The 13528-nt window shown below is 33.8% G+C and carries 14 protein-coding genes; 6 read left to right on the forward strand and 8 right to left on the reverse strand.

The annotated features are described in order from the left end of the window. Positions 1 to 153 precede the first annotated feature (153 nt). From ACTF54_RS02280 to ACTF54_RS02300, 5 genes are all read left to right on the forward strand, one after another. The gene (locus tag ACTF54_RS02280) at positions 154 to 588 is read left to right on the forward strand and encodes a thiopeptide-type bacteriocin biosynthesis protein (protein WP_438968641.1); all 435 of its coding nucleotides are present in this window, start codon (positions 154 to 156) and stop codon (positions 586 to 588) included. Between the two features lie 13 nt (positions 589 to 601). Continuing rightward, a complete protein-coding gene (locus tag ACTF54_RS02285) occupies positions 602 to 1012 on the forward strand; it encodes a thiopeptide-type bacteriocin biosynthesis protein (protein WP_438968663.1) in 411 nt (136 codons plus the stop codon). Beyond that, entirely contained in the window at positions 999 to 2726 is a 1728-nt protein-coding gene (locus ACTF54_RS02290; RefSeq protein ID WP_438968642.1) for a helix-turn-helix domain-containing protein, read from the forward strand. Before ACTF54_RS02285 ends, ACTF54_RS02290 begins: the two co-directional genes overlap by 14 nt. 75 nt (positions 2727 to 2801) lie before the next feature. Continuing rightward, a complete protein-coding gene (locus ACTF54_RS02295; protein ID WP_438968643.1) occupies positions 2802 to 2960 on the forward strand; it encodes a hypothetical protein in 159 nt (52 codons plus the stop codon). 38 nt (positions 2961 to 2998) lie between these two features. Continuing rightward, the gene (locus ACTF54_RS02300; protein ID WP_438968644.1) at positions 2999 to 4660 is read left to right on the forward strand and encodes a S8 family serine peptidase; all 1662 of its coding nucleotides are present in this window, start codon (positions 2999 to 3001) and stop codon (positions 4658 to 4660) included. 98 nt (positions 4661 to 4758) lie between these two features. Here ACTF54_RS02300 and accC read toward each other — a convergent pair whose 3' ends face one another. The 6 genes from accC to pdxA form a co-directional block, all read right to left on the reverse strand. Next, positions 4759 to 6114 (reverse strand): acetyl-CoA carboxylase biotin carboxylase subunit, encoded by a 1356-nt coding sequence (gene accC, locus ACTF54_RS02305; RefSeq protein WP_438968645.1) that lies wholly within the window; start codon positions 6112 to 6114, stop codon positions 4759 to 4761. A 94-nt stretch (positions 6115 to 6208) separates the two neighbouring features. Continuing rightward, positions 6209 to 6691, reverse strand: a complete 483-nt coding sequence (gene accB, locus ACTF54_RS02310; RefSeq protein ID WP_438968646.1) for an acetyl-CoA carboxylase biotin carboxyl carrier protein — start codon at positions 6689 to 6691, stop codon at positions 6209 to 6211. A gap of 20 nt (positions 6692 to 6711) precedes the next feature. Continuing rightward, positions 6712 to 7707, reverse strand: a complete 996-nt coding sequence (locus tag ACTF54_RS02315; RefSeq protein WP_347195614.1) for a beta-ketoacyl-ACP synthase III — start codon at positions 7705 to 7707, stop codon at positions 6712 to 6714. 151 nt (positions 7708 to 7858) lie between these two features. Next, the gene (gene rpmF, locus ACTF54_RS02320; RefSeq protein WP_041495498.1) at positions 7859 to 8056 is read right to left on the reverse strand and encodes a 50S ribosomal protein L32; all 198 of its coding nucleotides are present in this window, start codon (positions 8054 to 8056) and stop codon (positions 7859 to 7861) included. Between the two features lie 5 nt (positions 8057 to 8061). Further along, positions 8062 to 8598: a YceD family protein gene (locus tag ACTF54_RS02325; RefSeq protein ID WP_347195613.1), complete on the reverse strand. Its 537-nt coding sequence runs from the start codon at positions 8596 to 8598 to the stop codon at positions 8062 to 8064. Positions 8599 to 8660: 62 nt separating this feature from the next. Beyond that, positions 8661 to 9710, reverse strand: a complete 1050-nt coding sequence (pdxA, locus tag ACTF54_RS02330; RefSeq protein WP_347195612.1) for a 4-hydroxythreonine-4-phosphate dehydrogenase PdxA — start codon at positions 9708 to 9710, stop codon at positions 8661 to 8663. Between the two features lie 59 nt (positions 9711 to 9769). Between pdxA and ACTF54_RS02335 the strand changes: the two genes are divergently transcribed. Further along, positions 9770 to 10354: a riboflavin synthase gene (locus ACTF54_RS02335; RefSeq protein WP_347195611.1), complete on the forward strand. Its 585-nt coding sequence runs from the start codon at positions 9770 to 9772 to the stop codon at positions 10352 to 10354. A 507-nt stretch (positions 10355 to 10861) separates the two neighbouring features. On the opposite strand, the gene ACTF54_RS02340 is transcribed toward ACTF54_RS02335, so the two are convergent. Both ACTF54_RS02340 and ACTF54_RS02345 read right to left on the reverse strand, forming a co-directional pair. Continuing rightward, positions 10862 to 12487, reverse strand: coding sequence for a S8 family serine peptidase (locus ACTF54_RS02340; protein ID WP_438968647.1), 1626 nt, complete (start codon positions 12485 to 12487; stop codon positions 10862 to 10864). Between the two features lie 22 nt (positions 12488 to 12509). Beyond that, on the reverse strand, positions 12510 to 13370 hold the full coding sequence (locus ACTF54_RS02345; protein WP_438968648.1) for an MBL fold metallo-hydrolase: 861 nt from the start codon (positions 13368 to 13370) through the stop codon (positions 12510 to 12512). Positions 13371 to 13528: the final 158 nt, after the last annotated feature.

Consider the following 13528-nt stretch of genomic DNA (forward strand, 5'->3'; position numbering starts at 1 on the left):
GGGCATATACTTCTGTTTCTATCTCGCTTTCGTACCGCTATACAGCGGTATAAACTTCTGTTATGATCTCGCTTTCGCGAAAGCGAGACAAAAACAGAAAGCGGAATAAGCACAAAAAATGGAACAATCAACCAAAATCACATTCTCCAATTAATGCCTGTATCTAATCAAATAACTAACAACATTCAAAAAACCTTTACTATAGGAAGTGAATGGATGTATTATAAAATATATTGTGGGGTAAAAACTGCTGACGATGTTTTGTTAAAGGTGATACAACCTATTTGTAGGCAACTGCTTCAAGAACAAGTTATCGATAAATGGTTTTTTATAAGATATTCAGATCCTGATGCGCATTTAAGAGTACGGTTTCATGTGACGAGTCCAGACGGCATTTCAAAAATCATAGTATTGATGAGCGATCACATCAATTCTTTTATAGAAACACAGCAAGTATGGGATATCCAGCTGGCTACTTATCAGCGTGAACTAAAAAGGTATGGTGCAACTAGCATATCGCAGGCAGAATCTGTTTTTTTCTATGACAGTGAGCAAGTCTTATATATAATTAGGACAAGCTACAAATGAGGAAGAACGATTTATACAAACTTTTCACTGGGTTGAAGAATTGATCTGTTTATTTAGGTTTACAGATGTGGAGCAAATCGCTTTTTTAGAACGAATGCAATTGCAGTTTAAAGAAGAATTTCAGGTCAAAAAAGGCACCAATAAACAACTCAATCTTAAATACAAAAATTTAGAATCATTACTGTTTGAAACAAATACATTAAAAACACTACATGATTTACCGTTGAAATCACAAGTATCCCAATTATTAAAGTTAAAAGAGACGCAAGTCTTGAGTGTTTCTATAGACTCTTTATTAGCTAGCTTTATACACATGACTATTAACAGGACTTTTAAATCCCAACAACGATTACACGAGATGATGATCTACGATTTTCTTACTAAAAAAAACAAATCTAAATTAGCACGATATGGGAAGTTGTAAGAGAGACGTAATAAGCGTTTTGTTTTTGTTTAGTTCCTTATTTGTTTTTGGACAGGAGAAAGTGGATAGTTTGAACAGTTTTTCTAACAAAGAGCTGATTGATAAATTTTATGAAAATTATCCAAATAGCATTAAGGCAAGTGTTTATGCCAATGAATATCTTACTAGAGCTAAAAAACTAAAGGATACGATTAATATTGCGGATGGTTATTATTTTAAATCACTAATTGCTAATAATGTAAATCATAAAAAGTATAATGATAGTATCATATTACTTACAAAAGATTTAAAACAGGAAAACAAATATCACCCCATTATAGCGTATTTTAATAATGGCGACCAATACTATAAAGAAAAGAAGTTTGATTTAGCGCTTAATAGTTATCTTTTAGCTTTGAACTCTGAGATAAATCATTCAAATCAAGAACTTTTTTATGAAATTAAACATAGAATAGGTTTATTAAAATCTAGATACGGAGAAGATGAAGATGCCTTACATCTTTATCTAGAAGTTTATAGGTTTTATACTAACAATGCAGAAAAATTCAATAATCAGAATAATAACTTACCTATAATTTTTGCAGTATCAGATGGTTATTTAAGAATAGGTAAAATAGATTCTGCACTCTTTTATGTTAATCAAGGAAAACGTGAAAGTAATATATTAAATGATAGTGTGTTTGAAAACTACTTTAATTTTCAAAAGGGATTAATCGATTTTAAACAAGGTAAGTATTTGCAATCTGTTTCTAAGATTGAAAACTCCTTACCATTGATTAAAAAATTAAACGACTACGGAAATATAATTTGTGGCTACTATCATCAAGGAGAGTCGTTTTTAAAAACAAATAATAATAGCAAAGCGATAGAAAAATTTAAAGCCATAGATAGTCTGTATCAAATTACTAAAGATATACATCCAGACTATAGAAAAGGGTATGAACACCTTATAAAGCATTACGATTCAACAGGAAATTTAAAAGAAGAACTGAAATATATTAGAAAATTACTCGATGTAGATCAAAACCTAAATTCAAACTACAAAACCGTAAGCAAAAATTTATCAGAAAGCTATGATACCCCAAAACTTATTAATCAAAAAGATCAAATCATAAACGAAATTGAGAGCATCAGTAGAATGAAAACCATAATGATTGCATCATCGACAGTCTTTTTATTAGGTGTTTTGTTTTATTTAATTGTTTCATTGCGTAAAAAAAGAAGAATTGAGGAAAACTTCAAAAAGCTTTTAAATGAATCTGCACAAATAGTCCAACCTGTCCACAATGAAAACGACTTTGAAAACGAAGTAAAAACAATAAACGGAAATAATAGAAGTGAAATACCTGAGGAGATAATCGAACTTATAAAAAATGAGCTTATAGATTTTCAAAAAGAAAAGAAATTTTTAGACAAAAATTTAAAACTTACTACTATGGCTGACCTGTTTAATACAAATACGAAGTATTTATCTGGTGTTTTGAATCAGCATATGGGAATTAGTTTCTCAAGTTATCTAAGTAATTTAAGAGTTAGCTTTGCCATTGACAAACTTAAGGAAGATACAAAGTTTAGGAAGTACACCATTAAAGCTATAGCTGAAGAAAGCGGTTTTAATAGTGCGGAATCTTTTTCAAAAAGTTTCCATAAAAAGACTGGTATGAGGCCGTCTCTTTTCATTAAAAAACTGAACAAAATGAGTCTTGATTCATAAATGTAGAGTAATACAATTTGTGTATACCTTCATAATAAAATAAGTTTGACCTCAAATTAATCTTAAATATTTATTATGAAAAATTCAAAATTAAATTTTCAAAAGTTTCAGGTCTCCCAGCTAAAAGGTAAAAACAAGATTGTGGGTGGCAATAGTGTTGACGGCCAGGGAGACACTGTGCTAAAAACAAGAACACAAACTGGTCAAGGACTTTCACGTAATTGTCCTGATTAATCTATTATTAAAACACATCTTTTTTAAATCAGTTTTAAATGAAATCAAAAGCTTGTATTATATTCTTAACTATAACGTTAATCTCTTGTAAAAAGAGATTAACCAGTGACCCTATTAAAGCTGATCAAACTAAATTAAACACTTGGAAAATTACAGATCAAGAACTGAAAAATTGGTTTAAAAAAGATATTGTTAATGATAGCATACCTGGTATAAGTTTATTGCGAGCTTATGATGAATTATTAACTTACAAAAAGCCTAAATCTATAATTGTAGCTGTACTTGATGGTCAAATAGATACCAATCATGAAAATCTAAAACATCATATTTGGTTTAATAATGACGAAATTCCCAATAATGGAATAGACGATGATAAAAATGGTTACACAGATGATATTAATGGATGGAACTTTCTAGGTGACTCAAAAGGTAACAACATAATTTTTGCAAGTATAGAATCAGCAAGAATAATACAACAATTTGATCAAAAGTTTAAAGGGAAAACAAAAACACAAATTCCAGAAAAAGACCAACAGGATTTTTTACGATACACAAAAGCTCAAGCTAATTTCAAAGAAAATATTAAATCAAAACAATCTGATGTTGAATACGGTCGTTTTCTATCCGAGGGTTATCCAATCGCCAAAAAAGAATTAAAAAAATTATATCCTGATGAGGATTATAATATCAAAATACTTGATAGTTTATATCTAGCTACTAAAGATATCGACAAAGAATTAGCAAAACATATATACTTTATTAGCGATTGTCTTAAATATAACATTGATGAACAGTGGATAAAAAATTTTAAAAATAATATCGATTCAAGTTTAAGTACTACTTACAATTTAGATTATAAAGAAAGGCTGAGTTTTGATCTAAAACCAAATGACCTTAACTTTAATGCTTATGGTAATCCATTAATTAATAAAGACAAAGAACTCAATGTACATAGTACAAAGATTTCCTCGCTTATTTTGGAGGTATCAAAATATCAAAATAAATATAGTAACATTACAATAATGCCTTTAGCCATATCACCATTAGGATCTGAACATGATAAAGATATAGCGTTGGCAATCAGGTATGCTGTTGATAATGGTGCAAGTATTATAAACATGAGCTTTAGTAAAGAAATGTCTTTACACAAAAAATGGGTGCTAGACGCCATTAAATACGCTAGTGATAATCAAGTTTTAATTATAACCTCTTCAGGAAATTCATATAAAAATATTGACAAAGATCAGCTTTTCGAGCCTAATGATAATTTAAATGAGGAAAAGGAAATTTCTAATAACTTTTTAGTAGTAGGTTCCAGTTCACCCTATTTTAATAAGTACCTTTTTTCATATTATTCTAATTATGGAAAAAGTAATGTAGATATCTTCGCTCCTGGTGAGGATATAAAGGTTGCGCTTCCTAATGACAATTATACCATAGATTCAGGAACTTCATTATCATCTGCCATCACCTCTGGAGTAGCAGCATTAATAAGTTCCTATTATCCAGACTTAACCGCATCTCAAGTAAAACATATTTTAATGGATTCTGGGATAGAATATACGATCCCAGTAGCAACACCTACAGAAGAAAATCCAGATAAATTGACGCCTTTTAATGAGCTTTCTAAATCTGGTCGTGTTTTGAATGCTTATAATGCACTACTTATGGCAGAGCGTATTTCTAATCGGGAGAAATAACTTTCAGTTTCTCAAATTTACACTTCATTTTAATTCCACAAAAAAAACCTATCTAGTAGAACCAGATAGGTTTTTATATATCATAAAAACATCAACTTTTAAGCTTCCGTTTTCAAAGGTTTCATTTTAAAAGTATCCATAAAAGCAGTCGTATAATTACCTTCTACATAAGCAGGCTCTTCCATCAATTGTCTATGGAAAGGTATGGTTGTTTTGATACCTTCTATAACAAATTCATCCAAAGCTCTTTTCATTTTATCAATAGCCTCCTGACGTGTTCTTGCCGTTGTAATTAGCTTTGCAATCATTGAATCATAATTAGGCGGGATAGAGTATCCTGCATAAACATGAGTGTCTAAACGTACTCCATGGCCACCTGGTGCATGAAGTGTCGTGATCTTCCCTGGAGAAGGACGGAAATCATGATAAGGATCTTCAGCATTGATTCTACATTCTATGGAATGTAAAGCCGGTTCATAATTCTTACCAGAGATTTTTACACCTGCGGCAACAAGAATTTGCTCTCTAATTAAATCAAAGTCAATCACCTGCTCTGTAATAGGATGCTCTACTTGAATACGAGTATTCATTTCCATAAAGTAGAAATTCCGGTGTTTATCTACTAAAAACTCTACTGTTCCTGCACCTTCATAAGCAATATATTCTGCCGCTTTAACAGCCGCTTCACCCATTTCTTTACGTAATTTCTTTGTCATAAAAGGAGAAGGCACCTCTTCAGTAAGTTTCTGGTGACGTCGTTGTACAGAACAATCGCGTTCACTTAAATGACAGGCTTTACCATAGGAATCACCAACTATTTGAATTTCTATATGGCGTGGTTCTTCAATGAGTTTCTCCATGTACATGTCGTCATTTCCAAAGGCAGCTTTAGACTCATTACGTGCACTTTCCCATGCTCCTAAAAGATCTTCTTCTTTCCATACTGCTCTCATTCCTTTTCCTCCACCACCGGCAGTGGCTTTAAGCATTACTGGGTAACCAGTAGCCACAGCGGTTTTTTTACAATCTTCAAAGTCCTCAAGAATTCCTTCTGAACCTGGTACACATGGCACTCCAGCAGCTTTCATAGTAGCTTTGGCAGTTGCTTTATCTCCCATTTTTGAGATCATCTCTGCACTAGCACCTATGAATTTGATTTGATGTTCTTCACAAATACGAGAAAAATCTGCATTTTCTGAAAGGAATCCATATCCTGGATGAATCGCATCTGCATTTGTAATTTCGGCAGCGCTTATAATATTGGACATTTTTAAGTAAGATAAATTACTAGGTGGTGGTCCAATGCATACCGCTTCATCTGCAAATTTTACGTGGAGACTTTCTGCATCAGCAGTAGAGTAAACCGCTACTGTTTTGATTCCCATCTCTTTACAAGTACGAATAACTCTTAAAGCTATCTCGCCGCGATTTGCAATCAATATTTTTTTAAACATGATGTTTCTTTTTAGTTAAGGTGTTGGTGCTTGATACGCTTTCGCGAAAGCGGAAACCATACACAACACGAATACATAAAAAATCCTTCTACGATTAAGAAGGATCTACTAAAAATAATGGCTGGTCAAATTCAACTGGTGATGAATCGTCAATAAGCACTTTTACAATGGTACCAGAAACTTCACTTTCGATTTCATTAAACAACTTCATTGCTTCAATAATACAAAGTGTATCGCCTTCTTTGATACTATCGCCTACTTCTACAAAAGCTGGCTTTTCTGGAGATGCCTTTCTATAAAAGGTTCCAATAATAGGAGACTTTACAGTAACATATTTATCATTTGAAGCGGCTGGTGCTGGAGCGGCTGGTGCTTCATTTACTGCTGGTGCCGCTGGTGCAGGTGCCGCCTGTTGTGCTGGAGCCATTTGCATAGGAGCTGCTTGAGAAACGTACGTTACATCTGCATCGCTACCAGTTCTAATGGTGATTTTAATATCATCCATTTCTAATTTTACCTCGCTTGCTCCTGATTTTGCAACAAACTTGATTAAATTTTGTATTTCTTTAATGTCCATAAATAAATTGGTTATTAAGTTTAACTATCGTAGGCCCAAGTTAATAGTATAGAACCCCAAGTAAATCCACCGCCGAATGCAGCAAATACAAGTTGATCTCCTTTTTTTAACTGGGTTTCATATTCTTTTAAAAGTAATGGTAGTGTTGCACTGGTTGTGTTTCCATATTTCTCAATATTCATCATCACCTTTTCTTCTGGAAGATTCACTCTCCTAGCTGTAGCGTCAATAATGCGCTTGTTTGCTTGATGTGCAACTAACCAGTCTATATCTTCATTAGTCAAATCATTACGTTTGACTATTTGCTCTGCAACGTCTGCCATTTTAGAAACAGCATGTTTGAACACATTTTTACCATCTTGAAACACATAGTGCTGATTGTTATCAATGGTTTCATGCGATGGTGGTAACAAAGAGCCGCCTGCTTCTATTTTAAGAAAATTACGACCGATACTATCGCTGCGTAAGATTTCATCTTGAAAACCGTAATTTTCTTCATTAGGTTCAAACAGTACTGCACCAGCACCGTCACCAAAAATAATACAGGTGGTACGATCTTCATAATTTATGATAGAAGACATTTTATCTGCTCCTATTAATAGGATCTTTTTATATCTACCAGATTCAATATAACTACTGGCTGTACTCATCCCGTAAAGAAAACCAGAACAGGCCGCCATTAAATCATAAGAAAATGCATTAACCGCACCTATTTCGGTAGCCACATGAGCGGCTGTTGAAGCGACAGGCATATCTGGTGTAACCGTAGCTACTAATACTAAGTCTATGGTAGTAGGGTCTAATTTTGCACTGCTTATAAGATCTAGTGCCGCTTGAATAGCAAGGTAAGACGCTCCTTTATCCTTATCTTTTAGGATGCGACGTTCTTTTATCCCTGTACGAGAAGTGATCCACTCGTCGTTGGTATCGACCATGGTTTCTAAAATGGCATTTGTAAGCTTATACTCTGGGGTAAAGGCGCCTACTGCTGTTATCGCCGCTTTGATATGACTCATACTGGTGATTCTAATGATTTAATTAGAGCTGGGAAAGCTACTAAAAAAGCTCTAGAAACCACAAAAAATGACACGTTTTTAATAAAAACGTGTCATTTTTTTTGATTCCATATAAAAAACATATGTTTTTTACGAAAAATATAAATTGAAATTAAGCTTCAGCCACTTCAGTTTTGTCGATAAGTACATTACCCCTGTAATATAACTTGCCTTCGTGCCAGTGCGCTCTGTGGTATAGGTGAGCCTCACCAGTTGTTGAATCTGTAGCAATTTGAGGAACTGTCGCTTTGTAGTGAGTTCTTCTTTTGTCTCTTCTCGTTTTCGAGATTTTTCTCTTAGGATGCGCCATGGCTATTAATTATTATCCGTTTTTAATTTTTTTAATGCTTCCCATCTGGGATCTATTTCTTCACTCTTATTATCTTCTGGACTTGAAACGCTTAGTTCATTTAATTTATCTAAAACGTCAGATTCTAAAGAACCGTCTTCTACCCCTGGATGTACTAATTTATGCGGTATAGAAAGCACTAGCATTTCATATACATACTGACTGATATTGAATTCATAATCACCGTGTGAAAGGATCAATAATTCTTCATTATCATCATTAAAAGCTTCTCCAAATTTGATGACTAGATCCATAGAAGTGTCTATGTCTAAATCAAATGGCTCATTAGTCACATCACAATTTACATTTACCGAGCCTGTTGCTGTTAAAAAAAGATCCATTATGGTGTTTCTTTTATCTAACTGTGCATCGATTGTAATGGATGAACTATTGAACTCATCAAATCCAAAATTTTCAAAAAACGCATTATCGATCTCGTACTTAAACTGGTGTTTCCCTTGCTTTAATCCAGCAAAGGACAAAATAAAAGCTTTGAGTTCCATAATCCTACTCTTTCAAAGAGCGGGCAAAGATAATAAAAGTTATTAAAAATCTAGTGTTAATATCATCTTCGTTTACGAGAAAGTTTTTTCAAAGGGTTCTCATTCAGTATGTCGTACTCTTTTCGTTTACGAAAAATATCAATTGCCGTGTGAATTGCAGCAACAAATGATTCTGGATTTGCTTCTCCTTTCCCAGCGATATCAAAGCCTGTACCGTGATCAGGACTGGTTCTTACATGACTTAATCCAGCGGTATAGTTTACTCCTTGCCCAAAAGCAATAGTCTTAAAAGGAACGAGTCCTTGATCGTGATAACTTGCTAAAACGGCATCAAATTCTTTATATTTTTTATTCCCAAAGAAAGAATCTGCCGCATAGGGACCAAAAATAATATTACCATCTTCTCTTAATTCTTCTAAAGCCGGAATTAATGTATCTTGATCATCTGTTCCTATAACACCATTATCTCCTACATGTGGATTGATTCCTAAAACAGCTATTCTAGGTTTAGTTATTCCAAAATCTTTTTTAAGTGACTCTTTAATTGTACCTATCTTAGTCTTGATAACCTTGGCGTTAATTTTAGAAGGAACGTCTTTTACCGCCACATGATCAGTAAGAAGCCCTACTCTTAAATCTCCTGACACCATAAACATTAAACTCTCGCCCTCTAGTTCCTGATTTAAATAGTCTGTGTGACCAGGGAATTTGAAGCTATCTGAATGAATAGACTCTTTATTAATAGGCGCTGTAACAAGTACATCTATATGATTTTCCTTTAGAGCTGCTGTAGCTGCTTGAAGGCTTTGTATTGCTAGCTCACCTGCTTCTGTACTGACTTCTCCCCAATTAACAATAAAAGGTTCTTTAAACAACCTCATGACATTAAACTTACCTGGAACTGCATCTTTCAATGAAGTTATCCCATGAATTTTTGCTTTTATGTCGAATTTTTTGGCGTAAAAAGAAAGTAATTTTGTGCTAGCAAAAACTACAGGAGTGAACATTTCCAGCATTCTAGGATCCTCAAATGCTTTTAAAATAATCTCACCTCCTATTCCATTAGGGTCACCTATAGTTATTCCTACTTTGATATTCTCTTCCTTATTCATGTAGTGCGGTCTTTAAGCCTTATTTTTGAAGGTATAAAAGTAAAGTTTTTTAATCAGTTATGTTTACAGGAATCATAGAGAGTGCCGCAAAAGTTGTTCAATTAAAAAAAGAGAACACTAATTTACATTTAAGCTTGAATTGTGAATTGACTCCAGAATTAAAAATTGACCAAAGTGTTGCTCATAACGGAGTATGCCTTACCGTTGTTTCAATATCCGGAAATGAATATACCGTTACAGCTATAGAGGAAACCTTGAATAAAACCAATATAGGAAACCTTAAAGAAGGTGATATAGTAAATATTGAACGTGCCATGAAAATGAACGCACGCCTAGACGGCCATATTGTTCAAGGACATGTAGATCAAACCGCAATCTGCACACAAGTAATCAATAATGATGGCTCTTGGATTTTTAGTTTTGAGTACGATTCAAAACTTAACAATGTAACTATAGAAAAAGGAAGTATTTGTATCAACGGTGTAAGTCTAACTGTTGTGGACTCAAAAGAACACTCATTCTCAGTAGCTATTATCCCTTACACTTATGAACACACGGGATTTAAAACTTTAAATAAAGGAGACAAAGTAAATCTTGAATTTGATGTAATAGGCAAATATGTAAAAAGGTTAATGAACCTTTAAGACACCTTCTTTATTTTTGGTAATGCTAGATAAATTATTATAGCGATAGCTATGATTAATAATATCCAGATATCAGTATCCAATGGAACAATATTTCCAGGAGGAGTAGGACCTCTTCTAGCGGTAGAATTAGGAGGTGGCGGCACCTGCTGAATCAACGCTAAGAGGATAAAATGGACTTTATTTATTATCATTTTGCTATTGTACGGCTGCGAAAGTAAAAATTAAAATGAACTAGGAAAAAAAACAATTAACAACCTTATATTAAATCTTCGTTCGATGTATTTTATCGTATTTATCTAGAATTAAACGACTATCTAGTGAAGATGAGAGTTATTACATATTTACATTTAGCATTGTTCTTCAAATAAAGCAGACATAATTTTCTAACTAACACAAACGTAAAAATTTTAGATATATTTTTCAGAACAATAAACTTATTTAAAAAAAGAGCGATTAGTATTATAGAATAAGACTAATCGCTCTTTAGAAAGACATTATTACCTACTACATTTTAGATGCTAGAATTAATGCGTTGTATAAGTTTACCATCTTACCAGAAGTTGTAGTTTCTCCAAAAGCCTTCATATCTTCAGGATTACCACCTAAGATCACTCTAGCACTGGTCGTTAAACCACTATCCATAATCACCTGCTTCACTTGACCAGCTGTTAATTTAGGATATTGAGATCTTATTACCGCTGCGACACCAGCAGTTGCAGGAGAAGCCATTGAAGTACCACCAGCGTTACGGTATTCATTATTAGGCGCCGTAGAATAAATAGCTACACCAGGCGCAAAAACATCCACAGTGCTTTTACCATAATTAGAGAAACCTGCTAGCAAACCAGAACCATATTCGTAATTTAATGCTCCTACCGTTAAAAAGTTATCAGAAATCTCTGCCCCTGCAAGAACTTGATCCTGAGGATATACCTGAGTGAAATCAGTATCAATACCTTCGTTACCTGCGGCATTAACAAAAAGAACATCTTTACTTGCCGCATATTTGATTGCTTCCCAAACCCATTCTGGATTTGTAGAATGATATTTACCAAAACTTCCGTTAATTATTTTTGCACCATTATCTGCTGCATAACGTATGGCCTTTGCAATGTCCTTATCATATTCATCTCCCATACTTACGGCTCTTAAAACCATAATCTCTACATTATTTGCAACACCATTGACACCTAGACCGTTGTCACGCTCAGCAGCAATGATTCCAGCAACGTGTGTTCCATGAAATGCATCTGCTTTTTCTGGATCTGGACCAGAATATTCATTATTACCATAGACACCAGTATCCCACGTGTACTGATCATCATTAAGAAGGTCTTTACGGTAATTGGTTTTTAACTTATCACCATTTAATAAGCTTACTGAACCATTAATCAAAGTAGTTAATTGATCTATAGCATCGCCTAAACCTTCTAGACCATTACTTCTTAATCTATTATAATAACTAGCCGCTTGCTGTGCTTCTTCATTATCTGCAGCGATAGCTTTTACATCTTCATCAGTATATTCTTCTTTTCCAGTTGCTTTAACAAGAATAGCATCTGCTCCTTTTACTTGTTGAAGTATTTGTTCATACTGTTGTTTAGTTTGTTGCGCTTCTGCAACCTTTCCATCGTACTCTTTTTGAGCCTTTGCAACTATATCTGCAGGAAGCATTGCTTTATCTCTAACAATTCTTTCATATTCTAGATTCTCATCTACAATGTCTCCTAAAAAATTCCACCCATGAACGTCATCTATGTAACCGTTGTTATCATCATCCTTACCATTATTAGGGATCTCATCATTATTGGTCCAAAGAACACCATCTAAATCTTCATGCTCTACATCAATACCAGAATCAATAACGGCAACGATAACCGTTTTTCCCTTTTTGCCTTTCAATATTTCTTCATAAGCCTTATTCACACTCATTCCTGGAATGGTGTCAGTAACTAGATCATAATCTTTCCAGTTTTTTGCTTGTTCTTCAGTAAGTGCCTGGGTTTTTAAAGGCGTACTGTCTATATTTTCTATAGGTGGCGATACTATTGCTCCACCACTACCACAACTAGCTAATAAACCTGCTGCTGCAACGGTTAACAAAGTCGATTTAAAAATTGAATATTTCATTTGTTATTAATTATTGTTTGAATTAGTATTTAAATAAATCATTGAAAGAATAAGCTTGATCTAATCGAACTCCTTTATCTGTATGTTTTACGGTTATAATCTCATTATTAGGATCGTGCTCTAAAATAAGGTAATAACCTTTTGTCGCTGCTTCATTCAAGAAAGCCTCCTTTTCTCCTAGAGTAAGTAGAGGTCGTGTGTCATAACCCATAACATATGGTAAGGGAATATGTCCAACTGTAGGAAGCAAGTCTGCCATAAAGACAAAAGTCTTACCATCTAAATGTAAATGAGGAATCATCATTTTTTCTGTATGCCCATCTACAAATAAAACATCAAAGTCCATTTCATTTTGTTTCTCATAAATGCTGTTTTGAGAAATAAAGTTCAACTGTCCATTTTCTTCAATAGGCCTTATGTTCTCTGAAAGAAAACTAGCTTTCTCACGATCATTAGGCTCTGTAGCCCATTTCCAGTGACTAGAGTTGGTGTGTACTCTCGCTTTCGCGAAAGCGGGCTCAAAAAAATCTCCTTTACTACTTTTATTAATGACGCCACCACAATGGTCAAAGTGTAAATGAGTCAAAAAAACGTCGGTAATATCATCTCTAGAGAAGCCTTTTTTCTTTAAAGAACTATCTAGATCAAAACGATGATCCATATAATAGTACCCAAAAAACTTTTCTGATTGCTTATTACCCATTCCAGTATCAATCAAAGTCAAGCGATCTCCATTTTCAACAAGCAAACAGCGCGCTGCCATATCAATCATATTGTTTGCGTCTGCTGGATTAGTTCGTGTCCATAAACTTTTAGGTACTACACCGAACATAGCGCCACCGTCTAACTTAAAATTTCCCGATTCTATAGCGTGTATTTTCATAGGTCATGCAAAATACGAAATTGCCTTTATTAAAGACAAAGCCTTTAGGAATTAAAAAGGTTTTTTAAAACTTTTGAATAATCTACTAGCATACTTCTTCTCGTTACTTTTCACTTACTAAAAATTAGGAAAGTGATAGAAATAGTGGTTTTAATTAC

It is taken from the genome of Nonlabens sp., assembly GCF_965657255.1.
In the GTDB taxonomy this organism is placed as follows: Bacteria; Bacteroidota; Bacteroidia; order Flavobacteriales; family Flavobacteriaceae; genus Nonlabens.